This is a genomic window from Acinetobacter sp. CAU_H_56 (genome assembly GCF_058599425.1).
Genome location: NZ_CM178654.1, coordinates 1,772,310 through 1,792,273, shown reverse-complemented (window position 1 = coordinate 1,792,273; position 19,964 = coordinate 1,772,310). Strand labels below are relative to the sequence as shown.

The window sequence follows — 19,964 nt, the reverse complement described above, 5'->3', positions numbered from 1 at the left end:
TAGATTCTGGAAGCTCAGTCTAATTGTGTATTAATGTTTTGTATTTTACTGATTTTTTCAAAAAAATAGACTGCCTAAGCAGTCTATTTTGTAACTCAAATTCGAGTAATATTTACATTAATTTTTTGGCGTCATCACTTGCCATACATTCCAACGGCCTTGCTTCTCAATTTCCTGGATCAGACGATCTGCAACTTCAGCTTCTTGCGGATATTTAATTTTGTAATTATTCAGAACCTGAACTGCATTCTTTTTATTCTCCATGGCAATGTAGTTATTTGCCGCAGATAAATAAGCTTCCTGAACACCGGCTTGCATAGCTTTGTCTAGGTAGGGAATAGCTTCTCGCTGGCCACCACCTTCAGACAGGCCAAAACCGAACCAGAAGTTGGCTTCCGCATCATCCTGGTTAATTTTCAGGATACGCTGTGCGTAGGCCAAAGACTTGGTGGTATAGACTGAACCCAAATCCAGGTTACGTGCCATGACACTGGCTTTAAAGGCACGGATTAGTACATCAAATGAAGCATTTGGACGTGAAGCTAAAGTATCCAGTTGTTGAGAAACTTCGCGAAGTTTCGCTTCAAAACCACGGCGTTCCTGACGGTCGCTAAAGCGGGGCGGATAATGACGCGCTTTACCTTCTACCATCTGCAAGAAATCATCGATTTCAGTAATGTCGATTTCATTTTCATTGGCAAGTGCTGCATAACGCATACTGCGTGTATTGCTATCCACCATCGGGATAATCAGCTTGTTTACATCTAGGGTTAACTGTTTAGACGGATCTTTAGGATCAGTCACTACCATTTTTGTCACTGGCTGCGCAGCGGCTTTTTGCAAATGTACTTCAAATGGAGGTGGTTCGTTATAGTTAAATGGATTTAAAGCATAAAATGGCGGAGTAATTTCAGGTTCAACAAAAACTATCTGATCAGCTGGTTTCTGTTCTTGTTTGCTTGATGTCGGTGCCATAGAGCACGCCGTCATGGTAAAAGCTAAGCAAGCAATTGCTAAGGGCTTCAAGGTCATAATATCCGTCCATTCATGTTATTTTTTAAAACATCTATTCAAAAAATGCATGATCGTCAGTCTATGAAAAGTGCTGCGATCATGCAAGCAAATGCGTGTTACAAAAGAATTACGATTTATAGTCAGGCCTTGGACTGACTGGTTTGTGCTTCGCACTCACGGCGCGCATCTTCTAGAATTTTAAGTTCTTCCTTGCTAAATGGCTGTTCATTTAACTGGTTTTTCTTAAAAGTCGGGTCAAGCAGAGACAGGCGGTTGCACAGTGTATTCATGCGTTTTTCATTTTGTTGAATACGGTCAAGTAGAACACGCATGCCTTCCAGAATCGGGTCTGTCTGATCCTGTGTTGTTGCATAAGGCTGGAAACCAATGCTTTCTGCATAATCACGACGACGAGCTTCAGCATCCTCTTTTGGCTGGTCTTTGGTGATAAAGCGCGCTGGATTGCCAACCGCTGTGGTATTCGGCGGAACTGCTTTAGTAACTACAGCATTGGAACCGACCTTGGCATTTTTACCTACCGTGAATGGACCCAGGATTTTGGCACCTGCACCAACAACAACGCCATCTTCCAGAGTCGGGTGACGTTTGCCTTTATTCCAGGTTGTACCACCCAAAGTCACACCATGATATAGGGTGACATCATCGCCAATTTCTGCAGTTTCACCAATCACTACACCCATGCCATGGTCAATAAAAAAACGTTTACCAATCTTGGCGCCCGGATGAATTTCGATACCTGTTGCAAAACGGCTAAAAGAGGACAAAACACGCGCTGTACCTTTACAGTCTTTTTTCCATAGCTCATGTGCCATGCGATGCATAATCAGTGCATGGATGCCAGGGTAGGTGGTTAAGACTTCTAAGGTATTGCGTGCTGCAGGATCGCGCGCAAAGACAGCTTGGATATCTTCTTTGAGCTGTTTTAGCATTAGTTTTGATCCTCATCCTGTTGTGATGTATGGGAAGATTTTTTCCAGGTGCCGTTATTCAGTGCCTGAACACGAGTGAAAATACCACGAAGTAAGTGATATTCCATACGATCTAATTGTATACGTCCGAAAAGGCGACGCAAGCGTAAAGGAAGTAATCGTGGGTTTTTTGGATCCATAAATTCAATTTCTGCCAGCATTTTTTCCAGATGCGGGTAGAATTGTTCCATCTGTTCATGGGGCACCAGCGGTTCATCCCACTCCATTTCAATGCCATCAATAACTTGCATGGTGGCTTTGGGATCACGAGGATGTTCTACCTGATCCAGTGCCGCCATACGCAGTTCATAGCAGATCACCTGAATAGCTTGAGCAACATTCAAAACACCATAATCCGTATTCACAGGAATAGTTAGGTGATAATTCGCCATCGCCAGTTCTTCATTGGTCAGACCGCGGTCTTCACGGCCAAACAGAATCGCAATTTCCTGTTTTTCTTGCACCACAGCTGAAAGTGCTTTTTCAGCAGCAGGACGAACGTCTAGTAAAGGCCATGGAATAGTGCGGCTACGTGCGCTGGTACCAAAGACGATCTGGCAATCTTTAATGGCTTCTTCCAGTGTTTCTACGATTTCAATCTGTTCGATCAGATCAGTTGCACCTGCAGCCAGTGCATCAATATCTGGATGCGGATAAGTTTTAGGTGCAACCAGGACCAGTTTGCACAGGCCCATGGTTTTCATGGCACGTAAGGCACTACCAATATTGGCAGGCAGGGTGGTATTAACCATGACAATACGCACATGGGAGAGATGTGCTGAAACAGCAGCATTGTCAATTTGACTCATGATGATTCCAATTTAAATATTTTAAAGGTCAGATTTTATGAGTATTGCGGTTGAGACTCGGCTTCATACTGTGCCAGGGCATCGTCCATACTCATATCTGAAGGTGGAGGTGGCACTTCAACTGGTTTGGCTTGTTCATAAGATACGGCGCGGGCAGCTTTAGATTTCACCTGATACTCGATATACAGCGCAGTCTTGCCAAAATAGTCACGCAACTTGGCGAGCAGCTCATCCAGCGGCGCAATTTTCCAGCTTAAGCCCAGATGCAGTTCGGCCGTGGCATAGCCATAATCCAGATACAGAATCACTGGAATATGCGTACTCATGTCCACATTGGTATATGGCATTAGAATCTGCTGCAAGTCACGGCTAAGGGTTTTGCTGTAATGTTCAGCTTGCAAGGTAATTTTGATGCTGTTGGCACGTTTCTGACGGATTTCATTCAGGCTAAAGGCTTTGGTCAGACGACCCAGTGGACGATCAAAACCCTCACGCTCGTAAATTTCACCTTCAATCACCACCACTTTATCGACCTGAACGATGTCTTTAAAGCGCTGGAAGCGTTCATGGTTGGTAGAAATTTCGATACGTGCCGTACCATCATCTAATGTCACCATCATCCGGTTCGGGAAGTTAGCGACATCGACTACCAGACCGGCAAATACAGTCGTTACACCACGACGGGTTGGGGTTAATTCATTGATCTGACAAGGAACAAAGGCTTTCAGCTCATTACGATATACATCAATCGGGTGACCCGTTAGATATAGGCCGAGTGTATCTTTTTCACCTTTGAGACGGACTTCATCTGACCACGGTTTCACCGGTTTGGCAGGTTTACGTTGAACTTCTTCAACTTCACCAAACAGGTCCATGATGCCGGTTTCACGGTTTTGACGGGCCTGATCTGCAGCTTGTACGGCTTCAGGCAGTTGTGCCATCAGATCGGCACGTTCAATACCCAGACAATCCAGTGCACCTGCACGAATCAAGGCTTCAAGGGTACGTTTGTTGATTTTCTTCAGGTCGATACGGTGACAGAAGTCAAACAGGTCTTTATATGGACCTTCTTTTTGACGTGATTCAATCACGGATTGCATTGCCGCCTCACCGACACCTTTGATCGCGCCCAAACCATACACAATGGTTTTTGGATCGCTGGCATGGAACTGGTAAATCGACATATTCACCGATGGAGGCAATACTTCCAGACCATTATGACGGCAGTCATCAATCAGGAACACCACGTTATCAGTGTTCTGCATTTCCGAGGTCATCACCGCTGACATAAATTCAGCCGGGTAATGCGCTTTCAACCAAGCTGTTTGATAAGCTACCAGGGCATAGGCGGCGGCATGCGATTTGTTAAAGCCGTAGCCTGCGAATTTTTCCATATAGTCGAAGATATGGTTGGCGGTGGCTTCATCGATATCTTTTTTCGCAGCACCTTCAATGAAGATCTTACGCTGCTTGACCATTTCCTCAGGTTTTTTCTTACCCATCGCACGACGAAGTAAGTCCGCACCACCCAAGCTATAGCCGGCACAGAACTGTGCAGACTGCATTACCTGTTCTTGGTATACCATGATCCCGTAAGTTGGCTCTAACACCTTTTCCAGCAAGGGATGCAGGTATTCGAATTCACCACCGTGCATACGATGGATAAAGTCAGGAATCAGGTCCATTGGACCTGGACGGTATAGCGATACGAAGGCAATAATTTCTTCGAACTTGCTTGGACGCGCTTCCTTGAGCATCTTCTTCATGCCGACGGATTCAAACTGGAATACTGCAGTGGTATTCGCCGTCGCAAAGATGTTATAGGCAGGCTTGTCATCCAGCGGAATATAGGAAATATTGACTGGCTCAGTGACGTCTGGACGTGCATTAATATGCTTGATCGCATCTTCAATTACAGTCAGGTTACGTAGACCCAAGAAGTCAAATTTTACCAGGCCGGCAGCTTCGACATCGTCTTTATCGAACTGGGCTACACGTGCTGTACCATCAGCATCACACATCACGGCTGAATAGTCAGTCAGCTTGGTTGGGGCAATGACCACACCACCGGCATGTTTACCGGTGTTACGGGTAATACCTTCCAGCTTGAGTGCCATTTCCCAGATTTCTGAGGCATCGTCATAATCGGGATTCGATGGATTGGTGACGATGTCTTTTAGCTGTGGTTCTGCTTCCAGAGATTCTTCCAGACTTAAACCCAAAGGCTTGGTCGGAATTAGTTTGGAAATACGATCGGCCAGACCATAAGATTTACCCAGTACACGGGCTACGTCACGAATCGCACCTTTAGCCGCCATGGTACCGAAAGTCGCAATCTGCGATACCGCATCACGGCCATAAGTCCGTGCGACATAGTCAATCACGCGGTCTCGACCCGCGATACAGAAATCGACGTCAAAGTCGGGCATCGAAACACGTTCCGGATTCAAGAAACGTTCGAACAGCAGATCATAGCGCAGAGGATCAAGGTCGGTAATTTTGAGGCTATAAGCTACGAGGGAACCGGCACCTGAACCACGGCCTGGACCTACCGGCACGCCATTACCTTTGGACCATTGAATGAAGTCCATGACGATCAAGAAGTACCCTGGGAAGCCCATATCCAGAATAATTTTGATCTCAAAGGCCAGACGTTCATCATAAGGCTGACGGATTATAGGCCAATCTTCTTCACGTTTTTCTGGTGGATACAGGAAGTTCAGGCGTTCCTCTAAGCCTTCTTCACACAAATGTGCGAAATAGGTATCAATGGTATGGCCTTCAGGAATTGGGTAATCTGGTAGATCGTTGAAACCTAAACGTAGGGTGACATTACAACGTTTTGCGATATGGAAGGTGTTTTCAATCGCGGTTGGAATATCCGAGAATAGCTCCGCCATTTCTGTTGAGCTTTTAAAATATTGTTCAGGACTATAGGTTTTAGGACGGCGATTATCACCCAGCACATAACCATCTGCGATACAGACACGCGCTTCATGTGCTTCAAAATCTTCACGAGCAATAAAGTGCACATCATTATGTGCAACTACACCAATATTATATTTCTTTGCGAGCTTTACCGCTTCTTCAATGAAAGTATCTTCATTAGCACGGCCAGTGCGGGTGAGGGCTAGATAAACACGGTTGCCAAATTTCTCTACCCATTCTTGTAGTAGCGGTTCAGCTTTATCAGGATTTGAGGTAATCAGCATTTTGCCGACATCGGACTGCATACCGAGCAATACGATCATGTCATCGTGCTGGTTCAAGATCCAATCTTTCTGTACGCAAGGAATATCTAGTTGCTGGCCGCTGATATAACCTTCGGACACCAGTTCGGTCAGGTTGCGCCAGCCTTTATTGGTCATAGAAAGCAGGGTGACACGATGTTCCGCATCATTCAGGCGGATTTCAGAACCGAGAATTGGTTTAATGCCTTTATCCAGACATTTTTTATAGAATTTGACTGCGGCATGTAGATTGGATAAATCAGTCAGCGCAAGTGCTGGCATCTCGTCATTCGCAGCAGCTTTGACCAAGTCAGGTATACGTACGATGGATTCAGTAATCGAAAATTCTGTATGAATACCAAGATGAACAAAGTGCATATATGAGTCCCTGCAAAAACCACTCGATAGTTTAGCATGGGATTTATTGTTTCAGTTTGAAATTGAGGGGAAATGCTGAACTTTTAGATTGTGAATTAGAATTGACTTAAAGCCACGTTTATCATTTTATCGGAATAGAACTACGTACCCAAATTGAATTTGTATGAGGCGACATGGATGTCGCCGTTGGCTTGTGATACAGGGAGGTATCATCAAGCCAACAGAAGATTTTTGTTACTTTGCATAGTAGTGCTATTCATCTTTCAAAAGTAAGAGAAGAATTTCAAGTGCTAATAAGCTTTTTCATGAAGTTATTGGAAAAATCGAATTTCAGTATTTTATTCAATTTTAACTTTGTAGTGTTTATGCCTTACTTTTGACGGGCCAAAAGTAACAAAACCCCTTTGTTAATCTGATGGCACTTCCTGAGCAAGTTTTAAGCATTGCTTTAAAGCTTGTGCAAGACAGATCAATGGGCGACATCCTGTCACCATTCTCTATAGCTAGTGCTTAGTAGAATTTGAATAAAGAGCTGTTAAGGTGGATTTGTAATGTAAGATCATTTGCTTAGTAGATAAAATAAAACCCTCAAAAAGAGGGCATTATTTACTTAGGAATTTAGCTTAACGAAGTCGAGATAACCAGTCACCGACACTTTGTACAATCTGTACCAAGATCAACAAAACAATTACAGTCATGATCACGACTGAGGTATCAAAACGCTGGTAACCATAAGAAATTGCCAGATCACCAATGCCGCCGGCACCAACTGCTCCAGCCATCGCCGTTGCACCAATCAGACTGATGGTTGCAGTAGTGAGGTTAAGAATGAGTGAGCTACGCGCTTCCGGCAGAATAAACTTAAAGATAATCTGCATTGGTGTTGCACCCATCGCCTGAGCAGATTCGATAATGCCTTCATTCACTTCCAGCAGAGAGGTTTCTACCAGACGGCCGATATAAGGACCGACATAAATAGTTAGAGGTACAATCGCTGCCCAAGTACCAATTGATGTTCCGACCAAAAACTTGGTTAGTGGAATCACCGCAATTAGCAAAATAATAAATGGCAGGGAACGCAGTGCATTCACAATCGGGTTTAGAGCATGGTAAATCACACGGTTTGGCAGAATCCCGTTTGGACGAGTGACGAGTAAAATAATCGCCTGAATAAAGCCCCAGATACAGCCAAACAGCATTGCGAAGAACACCATGTGGAAAGTTTCTTGTAGTGCTGTGACAAACTGATCCATCGACAGCGAACTTTTCCAGAATGGCGCAGTAATAGTGGTCAACCACTGTACAATTAAGTCTCTCATTCTTGTACTCCTGCTTGATCTACTTGTACGCCGTTATCTCTCAGATATTGCATCGCTGCTGTGATTTGCGCTGGATCTCCTAAAAGTTGGATAAACATCTGGCCAATCACCGACCCATTAATTTCTGTCATATTGGCAAACAGGATATTCAAGCTGATATCAAACTGTTTAATCACACCTTGAATCACGGTTTCCTGCGCTGAGCTGCCCAGGAATTTTAAACAATAAATACTGTGATGATTTTGGTTTTCCAGATTCGCCAGAATATTCACTGGCAAGTTTTGCTGAAGTACAGTCTGAATGAAGTTTTTCGTAGTCGGATGTTGTGGCTGACTAAAGATCTGCAGGGTAGAACCGGTTTCAATCACATCACCTTTTTCCATGACAGCCACATAATCACACACGGTTTCGATCACATCCATTTCATGGGTGACCATAACAATGGTAATGCCTTGTTCCTGATTAATCCGTTTGAGTAGTTGCAGTACAGATTTAGTAGTTTGCGGATCTAGAGCAGAAGTTGCTTCATCACATAACAAAATTTTTGGGTGATTTGCCAATGCACGAGCAATACCGACACGCTGCTTTTGACCGCCTGATAACTCGTCCGGAAAAGCATGACGCTTATGTTTTAGGTCAATAAAATCCAGCAGTTCTTCGAGACGTTTTTCCCGTTCAGCCCTACTCCAGCCAAGCAACTTCATTGGCATTTCAATATTGGCAGCAACAGTTTTGGTCTGCATTAAGTTAAAATGCTGGAAAATCATGCCGATCTGGGTACGTTCCTGACGCAATGATTTGGCATCCAAAGCAGTAAAGTCCGTGCCATTGATAATCACCTGACCAGAAGTAGGGCGTTCAAGCAGATTAATCAGGCGGATCAGGGTACTTTTACCGGCACCACTATAGCCAATAATGCCAAAGATACTGCCGGTTGGAATCTGTAAATTAATCCGATTCAAGGCACGTAAGGTTTGACCCTTGAGCTCATACTGTTTGGAGATGTCTTTAAATTCAATCATAGTGTCAAATACTGCATCACGAATAAAAAAACAGGCAAGAAATCTTGCCTGTTCTGAATATTGATTATTGTATTACTTTTCTTCGGTTAAATAAGTCACTGGTTTATTTACAGCAACTTTAGTACCACCGAAGTGTTCATCAACATAGGCTTTCACAGCAGGAGTATGATACAACTGGCCAACTTTTTGAAGTACAGGATCATTTTGACGGTCAGCAGCGACAGCTAAAATGTTAACATTCATTTTAGTACTTTGATCAATCGCTTCGTAATAGATCGCATCTTTCAATACGTTCAGACCACCTTCCATTGCCAAAGTATTACCTAGAACAATCGCATCTACTTCATCTTTCACACGGACTGCAGTCGCCATTTGAATTGGCTTGATGACAATCTGTTTCGCATTTTCAGTGATGTCAGCAGGCGTACCTTTTACCAGGTCAAAGTTTGGTTTAAGTTTTACCAGACCCGCAGATTGTAAAAGTAACAATGCACGTGATTCATTCGCGCCATCGTTAGGAATAGCAATTGTCGCACCTTGCTTAAACTCTTCAACTTTTTTCACTTTGCTTGAGTAAATCCCCATTGGCTCAAGATAAGTCGTAGAAAGTGGAGCGATCTTTTGAGTATTGGCGTCGTTATAAGCAACCATATAGGCATAAGACTGGAAGGCGTTGACATCAATTTCTTTGTTGGCAACAGCAGTATTCATCGCCACATAGTCAGTAAAGTTTTTCACATCAAGCTTGATGCCGGCTTGTTTAGTTTCAGGCAAAGTTGAAATGTAGCGCCATACGTCAGCATCTGAACCAGTCGATGCCATAGTAACCGTTTGCAATTCACCTGAATCTTTGTTTTGTGCTGCGTCCGTTGCAGGCGCTTCTTGTTTCCCGCATGCAGTTAAAGTCAGTACAGATGCACTGAGTAAAACGCCAAGTAGCTTTTTCATAAAGATGTCCTAATTTTCGTGTTGCCTAAAGTATATGCATTTTAAGGTCATGTTAAAGTGGAGTTTTATTACACTTTCATCTGACTCTAGATCGATGTCGCATGTGGCTCCGGCAGGGAAAATGCAAATGTACTGCAACAGTTCACGTTAATTCGATCGGGTCAGAGTTCACCAAACCGCTATATGAACTCTCTATCTGGAGAGAGTAAATAGAGGTTTTTAATAAGATATAGTCAAATTTGGCACTCTGAATGGGCGCAATCATAGCAATTATTATTTATTCGATATAGTGGATAAAAAGTATTTACTTATCTTTTTAATAGAATATAAATTGGGTAAAAATGATTAAAATATTAATGAATACAATATATTATTTTTATTGAAGATAAGCCAAAATTCCAAACCGCTTAAATATTGATCTTTATAAGATTTTATCCAATAGAAATCATAAAAATGAATAAACATGGGTAAATCTACTAGCTCATTGAGCTACTGAAAGATCTTTTTTAATAAACGCTTAAGCAGGATTTAAGCCGTGTTTTATTTAACTGAGTAATTACTTTGATTGATTTCATACAATACATGCCAACATAAAGGGTGATCCTCTGGCAACTTTGGATGCAGAAATTCTTGAGTTTTTAGCATGCCTATCTTTTTCATCACCGCTTCGGATGGTGTATTGACTGTGGCAGTAAACGACACAACTTTATCCAAACCTAAAGTGGTAAACGCGTAATCCAATACTGCACGTGCACCTTCAGTCGCATAACCTTGATGCCAATATTTTTTTGCTAGCCGCCAGCCAATTTCAATACAGGGTGAAAACTCAAACAATTTAGGTTGGGGTTGCAGCCCAATAAAACCAATAAATTCTTTAGTCTCTTTTAGCTCAACTGCCCATAAACCCCAACCATGCTGATCAATCTGCCGAGTCACTTTTTCGATAAATTGTAAACTTTGTTCAGGTGTCAGTAGGGCGGGAAAATAACGCATCACATCCTCATCTGCACACATTTGAATAAATGGGGCAGTGTCGGATTCTTGCCATTGGCGGAGGATTAGGCGAGGGGTTTTGAGATGAATAGTCATACAGTATCTGTTTATCGTCTTATTGACTCACTTTCCAGTAGGTAAAGTTCATTGATTAATAAAAACTCTCTATGAAGTTGGGAAATTGACTTATCAACTTCACTATGTGCTCGTTGATTCCGATATGCTTTAAATGTATTTACAAACAGTCGACCAATAGCGGTTGAGGAATCCTCATTTTCTGATTCCCACTTAAAGGGGGATAACTTATTTTTCTTTAAATCAGAACAAAAGGAATCATCCATAAGAGAAGCAGAAAATTTTTTTGAATCAATTTTTGCCCGCACAATGTCTTCTAATCGAGTATAAGCTTTCATAATAGCCGAATCTGCATCATCGCGGAATTTTAAGGCTAAATCCAAAATTCTCGGATCAATTAAATTCAATGGTAATTCTGAAGGATAATAACGATCTATATTCAAAGGTTCTTTGAATATGACTTCTAAATTATTGATATAATTGTATATTGTGTTAGTTCTAATGTTAGGGTTGTTTAAAATTAACTCTATATCACTATCCGTTAAAGCATTTCGATTTATAGTTTCGAATAATTTTTGTGTAATAACCACTTCTTTTATTTCAATTTCATGTCGCCTTAAAAGGTTTAATGCTTTAACAAATCCTTTATATCCCTCAGATATATAATCTGATCGGAATCCAAAACGGATAAGATATAAGTGTCGGTATGCTTTTACTAAAAAACAGTGAGTTTGATCATATGTTAAAACGATTGCACTTTCGATTTGCGCTTCGAATTGAATGATCATAGCAATAGCTTCAATACAATCTTGAGTATAAGGCGTTCCTAAATACTGAATTGTGTCAGAAGGTTTATTAAATAAATTCAGCATATATTTTTATTAGGTAAGTAATTTGATTAAATCATATAATAAAAACCCCGCACTTAGCGGGGTTTTTGTTTAATCTAATTTAAGATTAAGCATTTTCACGGGCAATTGCGCGATAACCAATATCTTTACGATATTGAACGCCGTCGAAAGTTACTTTTTCACAAAGCTCGAGAGCTTTCGCTTGTGCTTCACCAATCGTATTTCCAAGCGCAGTCACACAAAGCACACGACCACCCGCAGTGACGATGTCACCATTTTCATTGGCTTTTGTACCTGCATGGAACACTTTCGCATCAGTCATTTCAGTATCTAAACCAGAAATCACATCGCCATTACTAGAAGTTTCAGGATAGCCTTTAGATGCTAGTACGATACCAACAGTTTTACGCTCATCCCATTCAGCTTCTGCAGGTAAATTACCTTCAAGACCTGCTTGAACCAAATCAACTAAAGATGATTTTAAACGCATCATGATTGGTTGAGTTTCAGGGTCACCAAAACGACAGTTAAACTCGATTACTTTCGGTTGACCTTGGTCGTCAATCATCAAGCCTGCATACAAGAAACCTGTGTATACGTGACCGTCTTTTTTCATACCTTCAACAGTCGGACGCATCACTTCATTCATTGCTTTTTCAAACACGTCTGCAGTCACCACAGGCGCAGGAGAGTAAGCACCCATACCGCCCGTATTTGGACCTTGGTCGCCTTCAAAAATACGTTTATGATCTTGAGACGTTGCCATTGGTAGGATGTTGTCACCATCAATCATACAAATGAAAGATGCTTCTTCGCCTGCAAGGAATTCTTCAATCACCACACGAGAACCGGCATCACCAAATTTGTTGCCTGCCAGCATGTCATCAATCGCATCAAATGCTTCCTGATTGGTCATGGCAACAATCACACCTTTACCCGCAGCAAGACCATCCGCCTTGATTACGATTGGCGCACCATTTTTCTCAACAAAGGCTTTCGCTGCATCGACTTCGGTAAATACATCGTAGAAAGCTGTTGGAATGTTATGACGTTTTAAGAAATGTTTTGCGAATGCTTTAGAGCCTTCAAGCTGAGCAGCGTATTGAGTAGGACCCCAAACTTTCACACCTGCTTCGCGGCAAGCATCAACCACACCATTCACAAGCGGTGCTTCAGGGCCCACGATAATCATTTCAACTGCATTATTTTTTGCAAAATCAATGATGGCAGGGTTATTGAGAATGTCCAAAGCGACATTTTCACATTTATTTTCAGTTGCGGTGCCTGCATTGCCCGGTGCAACAAATACCTTTGCCACTTGATCGTCTTGTGCGATTTTCCATGCAAGAGCATGTTCACGGCCGCCACTACCTAAAACTAAAATGTTCATCTTTAGAAAATTCCCTCGAAAATGAAATTCCACAAACCCAATGAGGTTTAAAAATCTTTTAACATCTTATAGCAAGATATTAAATAATCTACTGATGTAACAAACCCTCCTTACGAAAAGGAGGGTTTGGAATTTAATACTTAAAAATTAGTGGCGGAAATGACGCATGCCAGTAAATACCATTGCAATACCAGCTTCGTCAGCTGCTGCAATAGTTTCTTCATCACGCATTGAGCCACCTGGTTGGATGATGCATTTGATGCCAGCTTTAGCCGCGTTATCGATACCGTCACGGAATGGGAAGAATGCATCAGATGCCATTACTGCACCTTCAACCACTAAACCAGCGTGTTCAGCTTTGATTGCAGCAATACGAGCAGAGTTTACACGGCTCATTTGGCCAGCGCCCACACCGATAGTTTGACGGTTTTTCGCATAAACAATCGCGTTAGACTTCACGTATTTTGCAACTTTCCAAGCGAAGATCATGTCATCGATTTCTTGTTCAGTTGGAGCACGTTTAGTCACAACTTTCAAGTCATCTTTAGTGATCATGCCCAAGTCTTGATCTTGAACCAGTAAACCACCGTTTACACGTTTGTAGTCAAGTTGTGGAGCACGTTCGTTAATCGCTGGAAGTTCGCCACATACCAGTACGCGTACATTTTTCTTCGCGCCAGTTACTTCAAGTACGCCTTCAGCGATGCTAGGAGCAATGATCACTTCAACGAATTGACGATCCACAATTGCTTGCGCAGTTGCAACGTCTAATTCACGGTTGAATGCAATGATGCCACCGAATGCAGATTCAGGGTCGGTTGCATAAGCAAGATCATAAGCTGCTTTGATGCCATCTAGAGAAACTGCAACACCACATGGGTTCGCATGTTTTACGATCACACAAGCAGGTTTCGCAAATGATTTCACACATTCAAGTGCAGCATCAGTATCCGCGATGTTGTTATAAGAAAGTTCTTTACCTTGTAGCTGCTTAGCAGTCGCAACAGAAGCTTCTTTCGCAGCAGGATCTACATAGAAAGCAGCAGACTGATGCGGGTTTTCACCGTAACGTAAGTCTTGAGCTTTGTTTAATTGAGTATTGAAAGTACGCGCAAATTTGTCTGCCTGACCTTCTTCTTTACCTACGCGAGCGCCTAAGTAAGATGCGATCATACCGTCATATTGAGCAGTATGTTCGAATGCTTTAACCGCAAGGTCAAAACGGGTTGCATAAGATAAAGCACCATCAGCTTTAAGCTCAGCAATTACAGTTGCATAGTCAGCAGCGTTTACCACGATACCCACAGATGCGTGGTTTTTTGCAGCAGCACGAACCATTGTTGGACCACCGATGTCGATGTTTTCAATCGCATCAGCCAGTGAACAGTTTGGTTTCGCTACAGTTGCAGCAAATGGATACAGGTTAACAACGACAAGATCGATCGCATCGATGTTGTGTTCAGCCATCACAGCTTCGTCTAGACCACGACGAGCCAGGATGCCACCATGAATTTTCGGATGTAGCGTTTTTACACGGCCGTCCATCATCTCTGGGAAACCAGTGTGCTCCGAAACTTCTACTACAGCGACATTATTGTCTTTCAACAATTTGTATGTACCACCTGTAGATAAAATTTCTACCCCAAGAGCAGCAAGGTCTTGTGCAAATTCCACAATACCGGTTTTATCGGAAACAGAGATTAAAGCGCGTTTAATAGTCATGATCTTCGTCACAGTTACCAAGGAACAGATTAAATCTAAATAGCTAATTAACAGTCAAAAAAAATGCCTGCGGTAGCCGCAAGCATTTTACCATTTATTCACTCATTAAACCGTGAGCTTTTAACTTTTTACGTAAAGTACCGCGGTTTAGTCCGAGAATCTCGGCAGCGCGTGTCTGATTACCACGCGTATATTCTAGAACGACAGATAATAAAGGCTTCTCCATTTCTGCCAGCACCATGTCGTACACCTGAGAAGGTTGCTCGCCTTGCAGTTGTGCAAAGTAGTGGCGAACTGCGCGATCTACGTGAATACGAAGAGCGACATCAGATTGTGCAGTAAAAATAGGAGATTTGCTATTCATGCGAATTAATCCGAAAAATCAAATATCACTTGGGTAAAGCGATATATAAAAGTGGTCTAGAAATTGAAATGAACTCCATTTTAGATCCTAAAACTGGAGTTCTAAAACTTGGTCATTACATTGAGCTTGTAGCTTGCCACATCTCGACGATTTGGTCGAAAAATAAGCGTAACAATAGTTAAAGTTTTGTTACTGACCAAAATCAAAACAAAAAAATCTGCTCGATACGCAATAAGTTTTATAGCGCATTAGGCAAGACTGTATTTGTTGTGAAAAAGTAGCGAGGAGTTTGCAGCACATAGCTTTCGTGGCGCGTATAATACCATTGTCTCGGGAAAAGTGAGCAAGAAAACTGCATTTTTTTTAACTTTTTTTTCGTTTTTTAATAGTTTTTATCAATATTAAGGTCGAATTATTTCCAAACTGTAATTATCGAAGTCTTTACGGTCGACAGGAAGCACAAATTCAAATTTAAATGGGCTGTTTTGGGGAATACGTTGAATCTTGACCAGGCTTTCGATCAGGTATTCCTGAGGTTTTAAATTATAAGTCGCCAAAACCACACCCTGATCTTTAAGGTGAACTCTCAAGTTTGGCATTTCCAGACTGCGCTTGTGGAAATTGATCAGCTCGCCACTAAACTGGGTTTTATCTGTGGCAATCGCTTTGGCTTTGACCTTATTGGTATTGATCAGATTGTAATGTTCTTCCAGATTGGAACAGTTGAACACTTCACAGATATTGTTAAAAGCCACACTCATCACATGACTATTCTTAATATAGTGCGGATTGAACCAGAAGAATTGAAATAACAGTAATCCAAATAGGGACAGGTTCAGGCTGGTCCAGCCTAAATAATAAAGCGGGCCTTTATTGTGCTGTTTATCAGCCTGATCATCCCAGTTCATGCTAGGGAGGACTGCAATCGGTTCGGTACTGAAATAATTCAGGTTGTTCAGATAGGTTTTCAGATCAATATTTGAGTTTTCAACTTTTTCATCAAAGATATTCAGTAAATAGTGCTGATCTGAAGAATTAGCTGAAGAAGTAGATTCGGTGAGGCTTCTATTAATATAAGAAACATGACTTGGCGTATGGGTAAGGGCGACCGAATTCTGTGCTTCGGTCACCAGATGCGATAAAGCATTAAAGGTCGTACTACATTTTGGGCAGCAAACCATGCCTTGGGCAATGGTTAATTGCGCAACCGTAACTTTATAGGTTGTAGAGCAGGTCGGGCAGTGGGTTCGCTTGTCACTCATAAATGTTTTATAGACTCTTTAATTCTTATGGCGTTTCCCCGAGATACGGCACCAGTGTTCATCGCGTTTTTCTACTTCTAATATATCAAAATGTTTTGAGTAAATGCTAGTAACATCAGCAACTTGCTCTTCGATAACACCTGCGAGTGCGAACTCTGCCTCAGGTTTGACCAATTCTGCGAACTCAGGCTCAAGCATCATGAGTGGGCCAGCCAGAATATTGGCAACAAACACATCTGCTTTCTGCTCACCAAGTTCTGCATTGAACTTTTCCGGTAAACCAACATAAAGTCGATCCAATACGCCATTCAGTTCAGCATTCTGTTTAGTCGCTAAAACAGCTTGTGGGTCAATATCAGTTGCATAGGCATATTTGGCACCGAGTAACAGGGCCGCGACAGCCAGAATGCCTGAACCACAGCCATAATCGATCACGATCTTGTCTTTTACATCGGTTTTACCCAGCCATTGCAAGCAAAGGAAAGTAGAGGCATGGTTACCTGTACCAAAAGCTAAACCTGGATCAAGTTTAATATTCACTGCATCTGCTTCAGGCGCTTCCATCCACTCTGGAACAATCCAGAATTTTTCAGAAATCTGGATTGGCTCGTAGGCATCCATCCAGGTGCGTTCCCAAGCTTGATCTTCCAGGAATTCATGGCGGATCGGTGCTTCAGGTAGTTGTGCGCGAATAAAGGTTTCCAATGCAGCTACATCGATTTCTTCTTCGTCATCTTCTTGAGCATAGATGCCAGTCACGATCACTTTATTCCAGAGCGGTGTTTCACCTGGAAGTGGTTCCAGTAAATCCTGGTTTTCAGCATCATCCAGAGTGACACTTACGGCGCCCAGTGAGCTAAGTAATGTTTCAGTAAAATCTACCTGAGCTTGATCAACTGTAATATGAATTTGTAACCACTTCACAGAAATAACCTTTATACATTTTTTCAAAAAGCTATTGTAACGGAAGTTCAGCTTGAAGGTGTGATCTTCTTGAGACGGAGTCAAATAAAAAGGATGCTTTCGCACCCTTTTTACGAAAACCGGTTAAAACGCATTTTCTTGAGTGGGAGAGATGGTAGGGCGTGCAGCTACTGGAGCAAAGCGATTCAGTAATAATCCAAAAATAGCCGCGAAGATATACATAAAGATTGAATAAACCGCAGCGGGCATAGCAACTACAGTGCTGGACATGACAGTAAGTGCAATAGTCATGGCGAGTGTGCTGTTATGAATACCGATCTCGAAGGCGCTGGCACGTGCCTGAGCGGAATTGATATTCATCAGGCGTGGAACAAAATAGCCAATCATTAAGCTGAAGAGACAGAACAGGGCGGTTGCTAAACCCACCTGAGTCAGATATTCGGCAATATTGGCGCGTTCACTATAAATTGCTCCTGCAATAATCAGCACCAGAAAGAGGACTGCAAAAATGCGGAGAGGCTTGTTTAACTTTACTGTAAGCGCAGGCGCATAATGACGAATCAACATACCAATCGCGACTGGTATAATAATGATACCAAACACTTGCAGAATCTTTCCGAACTGCAAGCTGATCTGCTGACTGTCCTGCATAAAATGCATAATGGAAAAGTTCATAATTAAAGGCAAGGTAAATGCAGCAACCACCGAATTGATCGCAGTCAAGGTAATATTGAGGGCTAGATCGCCTTTAAACAAATAGCTGAACAGATTTGCGGTACTGCCACCTGGCGATGCGGCCAGCAACATCAGACCAACAGCAAGTAAAGGTGGTAAAGCCAGAACTTTACATAGAATGAAAGCAATGCTTACCAGTAGAATTAATTGACAAAACAAGGCAACCAGCACTGCTTTAGGGTGCTGACTGACCCGGGCAAAATCTTTAAGCGTGAGTTCGAGTCCTAATCCCACCATGATGATGGCGAGTGCGAGGGGGAGGAATATTGTTATGATGCCAGAGTCCATCTGTATGCTCCTTATAGAAATTTATTTTAATAGTTTTAAATTTTCTATAAAAAGCATACAGCTTAAGCAGGAAATTGACTTAGAAAGTTACAAATCTGATAAACGACTCTTGCCACTATAGCTAAGTTTCTGCTGACTAATCATAAAGCCAAAAATACCAGCAAAAACGTACATGACAATTGAATAAATACCCGCAGGGATGGCAATGGTGACATTATTCAGGACAGAAATCGCAATCGTCATGGATACAGTCGTATTATGAATGCCGACTTCGAAGGTGCAGGCGCGTGCCATCTTGTCTGGAATATCCATTAATAAAGGCAGGCAATAACCGAGAAACAGGCTGGAAAAACATAATATGGAAGTAGCAATCCCGATACTGGCAAAATATTCGATGATGTTAAAGCGCTCTTGGAAAATGGCATAGATCAAGAGCATGCTTAAAAAAGCGATAGATAGCAGCCGCATTGGCATATGTACAATATCTGAAAGCTTTGGAAATTTTGCCCGAATCAACATGCCGATCACAACCGGAATAATCGTAATCAGAAAAACCTGAGCCATTTTTTCAAGTGGTAAGCCGATGCCGGTATCCTGTCCTATAAAATAGTACAGGGACAGGTTCATAATAAAAGGTAAGGTAAAAATAGAAATAATCGTATTGATGGCGGTTAACGTGATATTAAGTGCAACATCACCTTTATAAAGATAACTCAGCAGATTGGCAGTAGCACCTCCTGGAGAGGCAGCCAGCAGCATCATGCCTACAGCAAGCAATGGCGGCAGATCCAGTACCAGACAGATTAAAAAGGTTAAACCGGTTAAAATCACCAGTTGTGAGAATAAGACAATGAAAATCACCTTAGGATAACGGCTAACATGTAGAAAATCCTTGATTGTTAACTGTAGTCCTAACCCCATCATCGTAATTGCCAAAGTAATCGGCAAAAATAAGCTAAAAAACCCCGAATCCATGAAGTTTCCTTTTTATTATTCATTTTTTAGGTATATTTTGAGTTTAGCGTAGATGAATAAATAAGCAATATAAAAACGGGTAAAATTTATGCATTTTACCCGTTAAGTTTCTGATTAAAAATATATTTAATTAGCTATATAGTGATTTACATCCCTGATTGAGATGGGGTTTGAGGCTGAGTTTGCATTTGTGACGGTGGACGTGGAGGGGTAAAGCCTAATGCACATTTACCATTGACCTGAGTGCCATTAATGGTTGCAGAAGTTTCGCCGCCTGAACTACAAGATGTATAAAGTTCAGGTTCATCGCCTTTGATATTGGTTGATGATGAAGGGAAGAACTGTTGCTGACAGGTACCATTCCAGATAATACCGCGGTAAGCAAAACTTACAGGAGCACCCTCTGATTTACCTTTACAAACTTGCTGGTATTTTTGGGCATTATAAACCTTTTCGACTTTATCATTTGCTGAGGCTGCAAATGGAGCGAAACATAGACCGCAGAGCGCTGTTGCTAGGAAAATATTCTTATTCATCATGTATACCTTTGTTTGTAATGTGACCACTTTATAGATTAAAAACTAATCAATATTAAACAATATGAGTCGGGTAACTTTTTGAGTTAAGATGTTTAATTTATATAGTAAGTATGCAAAGTTTAATTACATTGCTTTAT

General features: G+C 41.9%; 17 protein-coding genes. All 17 read right to left on the bottom strand.

Features of this window, described 5'->3' with window-relative positions; genetic code table 11:
* Positions 1 to 117: 117 nt before the first annotated feature.
* A complete protein-coding gene (locus AC4MCC_RS08675) occupies positions 118 to 1,032 on the bottom strand; it encodes an ABUW_2363 family tetratricopeptide repeat lipoprotein (RefSeq protein ID WP_491885139.1) in 915 nt (304 codons plus the stop codon).
* Between the two features lie 122 nt (positions 1,033 to 1,154).
* A complete protein-coding gene (gene cysE / locus AC4MCC_RS08670) occupies positions 1,155 to 1,964 on the bottom strand; it encodes a serine O-acetyltransferase (RefSeq protein WP_159122783.1) in 810 nt (269 codons plus the stop codon).
* The gene (locus tag AC4MCC_RS08665; RefSeq protein WP_200230540.1) at positions 1,964 to 2,812 is read right to left on the bottom strand and encodes an RNA methyltransferase; all 849 of its coding nucleotides are present in this window, start codon (positions 2,810 to 2,812) and stop codon (positions 1,964 to 1,966) included. The genes cysE and AC4MCC_RS08665 overlap by 1 nt, the downstream gene beginning before the upstream one ends.
* A gap of 35 nt (positions 2,813 to 2,847) precedes the next feature.
* Positions 2,848 to 6,420 (bottom strand): DNA polymerase III subunit alpha, encoded by a 3,573-nt coding sequence (gene dnaE / locus AC4MCC_RS08660; protein ID WP_491880836.1) that lies wholly within the window; start codon positions 6,418 to 6,420, stop codon positions 2,848 to 2,850.
* A 623-nt stretch (positions 6,421 to 7,043) separates the two neighbouring features.
* Positions 7,044 to 7,739, bottom strand: coding sequence for a methionine ABC transporter permease (locus AC4MCC_RS08655; RefSeq protein ID WP_004786199.1), 696 nt, complete (start codon positions 7,737 to 7,739; stop codon positions 7,044 to 7,046).
* Positions 7,736 to 8,761: a methionine ABC transporter ATP-binding protein gene (locus AC4MCC_RS08650; RefSeq protein ID WP_347453937.1), complete on the bottom strand. Its 1,026-nt coding sequence runs from the start codon at positions 8,759 to 8,761 to the stop codon at positions 7,736 to 7,738. Before AC4MCC_RS08650 ends, AC4MCC_RS08655 begins: the two co-directional genes overlap by 4 nt.
* A gap of 72 nt (positions 8,762 to 8,833) precedes the next feature.
* On the bottom strand, positions 8,834 to 9,709 hold the full coding sequence (locus AC4MCC_RS08645) for a MetQ/NlpA family ABC transporter substrate-binding protein (RefSeq protein WP_005235248.1): 876 nt from the start codon (positions 9,707 to 9,709) through the stop codon (positions 8,834 to 8,836).
* 540 nt (positions 9,710 to 10,249) lie between these two features.
* Entirely contained in the window at positions 10,250 to 10,798 is a 549-nt protein-coding gene (locus tag AC4MCC_RS08640) for a GNAT family N-acetyltransferase (protein ID WP_491885138.1), read from the bottom strand.
* An 11-nt stretch (positions 10,799 to 10,809) separates the two neighbouring features.
* Positions 10,810 to 11,649, bottom strand: coding sequence for a TIGR02391 family protein (locus tag AC4MCC_RS08635; RefSeq protein ID WP_419365735.1), 840 nt, complete (start codon positions 11,647 to 11,649; stop codon positions 10,810 to 10,812).
* 85 nt (positions 11,650 to 11,734) lie between these two features.
* Positions 11,735 to 13,018 (bottom strand): phosphoribosylamine--glycine ligase, encoded by a 1,284-nt coding sequence (gene purD, locus AC4MCC_RS08630; RefSeq protein WP_491885137.1) that lies wholly within the window; start codon positions 13,016 to 13,018, stop codon positions 11,735 to 11,737.
* Between the two features lie 147 nt (positions 13,019 to 13,165).
* Entirely contained in the window at positions 13,166 to 14,740 is a 1,575-nt protein-coding gene (gene purH, locus AC4MCC_RS08625) for a bifunctional phosphoribosylaminoimidazolecarboxamide formyltransferase/IMP cyclohydrolase (RefSeq protein ID WP_419365733.1), read from the bottom strand.
* A gap of 94 nt (positions 14,741 to 14,834) precedes the next feature.
* Positions 14,835 to 15,104 (bottom strand): DNA-binding transcriptional regulator Fis, encoded by a 270-nt coding sequence (gene fis, locus AC4MCC_RS08620; RefSeq protein WP_001086304.1) that lies wholly within the window; start codon positions 15,102 to 15,104, stop codon positions 14,835 to 14,837.
* 401 nt (positions 15,105 to 15,505) lie between these two features.
* Positions 15,506 to 16,366, bottom strand: a complete 861-nt coding sequence (locus tag AC4MCC_RS08615; RefSeq protein WP_491880841.1) for a DUF3426 domain-containing protein — start codon at positions 16,364 to 16,366, stop codon at positions 15,506 to 15,508.
* 18 nt (positions 16,367 to 16,384) lie between these two features.
* Positions 16,385 to 17,290, bottom strand: coding sequence for a 50S ribosomal protein L11 methyltransferase (gene prmA / locus AC4MCC_RS08610; RefSeq protein ID WP_180017652.1), 906 nt, complete (start codon positions 17,288 to 17,290; stop codon positions 16,385 to 16,387).
* Between the two features lie 123 nt (positions 17,291 to 17,413).
* Positions 17,414 to 18,313 carry a bile acid:sodium symporter family protein gene (locus tag AC4MCC_RS08605; protein ID WP_180017654.1) on the bottom strand — a complete coding sequence of 300 codons (900 nt, stop codon included), beginning with the start codon at positions 18,311 to 18,313 and terminating at the stop codon, positions 17,414 to 17,416.
* Positions 18,314 to 18,400: 87 nt separating this feature from the next.
* A complete protein-coding gene (locus tag AC4MCC_RS08600) occupies positions 18,401 to 19,288 on the bottom strand; it encodes a bile acid:sodium symporter family protein (RefSeq protein WP_491880842.1) in 888 nt (295 codons plus the stop codon).
* Between the two features lie 146 nt (positions 19,289 to 19,434).
* Positions 19,435 to 19,824 (bottom strand): hypothetical protein, encoded by a 390-nt coding sequence (locus AC4MCC_RS08595; RefSeq protein ID WP_491885136.1) that lies wholly within the window; start codon positions 19,822 to 19,824, stop codon positions 19,435 to 19,437.
* Between the last annotated feature and the right edge of the window lie 140 nt (positions 19,825 to 19,964).

Excerpts from the sequence above, each read along its gene's own strand:
- AC4MCC_RS08605 (WP_180017654.1), bottom strand. The coding sequence starts at position 18,313 with ATGGACTCTGGCATCATAACAATATTCCTCCCCCTCGCACTCGCCATC.
- AC4MCC_RS08675 (WP_491885139.1), bottom strand. The coding sequence starts at position 1,032 with ATGACCTTGAAGCCCTTAGCAATTGCTTGCTTAGCTTTTACCATGACG.
- purH (WP_419365733.1), bottom strand. The coding sequence starts at position 14,740 with ATGACTATTAAACGCGCTTTAATCTCTGTTTCCGATAAAACCGGTATT.
- AC4MCC_RS08665 (WP_200230540.1), bottom strand. The coding sequence starts at position 2,812 with ATGAGTCAAATTGACAATGCTGCTGTTTCAGCACATCTCTCCCATGTG.
- AC4MCC_RS08600 (WP_491880842.1), bottom strand. The coding sequence starts at position 19,288 with ATGGATTCGGGGTTTTTTAGCTTATTTTTGCCGATTACTTTGGCAATT.
- purD (WP_491885137.1), bottom strand. The coding sequence starts at position 13,018 with ATGAACATTTTAGTTTTAGGTAGTGGCGGCCGTGAACATGCTCTTGCA.
- AC4MCC_RS08655 (WP_004786199.1), bottom strand. The coding sequence starts at position 7,739 with ATGAGAGACTTAATTGTACAGTGGTTGACCACTATTACTGCGCCATTC.
- AC4MCC_RS08595 (WP_491885136.1), bottom strand. The coding sequence starts at position 19,824 with ATGAATAAGAATATTTTCCTAGCAACAGCGCTCTGCGGTCTATGTTTC.
- AC4MCC_RS08615 (WP_491880841.1), bottom strand. The coding sequence starts at position 16,366 with ATGAGTGACAAGCGAACCCACTGCCCGACCTGCTCTACAACCTATAAA.
- AC4MCC_RS08640 (WP_491885138.1), bottom strand. The coding sequence starts at position 10,798 with ATGACTATTCATCTCAAAACCCCTCGCCTAATCCTCCGCCAATGGCAA.
- fis (WP_001086304.1), bottom strand. The coding sequence starts at position 15,104 with ATGAATAGCAAATCTCCTATTTTTACTGCACAATCTGATGTCGCTCTT.
- cysE (WP_159122783.1), bottom strand. The coding sequence starts at position 1,964 with ATGCTAAAACAGCTCAAAGAAGATATCCAAGCTGTCTTTGCGCGCGAT.
- AC4MCC_RS08645 (WP_005235248.1), bottom strand. The coding sequence starts at position 9,709 with ATGAAAAAGCTACTTGGCGTTTTACTCAGTGCATCTGTACTGACTTTA.
- AC4MCC_RS08635 (WP_419365735.1), bottom strand. The coding sequence starts at position 11,649 with ATGCTGAATTTATTTAATAAACCTTCTGACACAATTCAGTATTTAGGA.
- AC4MCC_RS08650 (WP_347453937.1), bottom strand. The coding sequence starts at position 8,761 with ATGATTGAATTTAAAGACATCTCCAAACAGTATGAGCTCAAGGGTCAA.
- dnaE (WP_491880836.1), bottom strand. The coding sequence starts at position 6,420 with ATGCACTTTGTTCATCTTGGTATTCATACAGAATTTTCGATTACTGAA.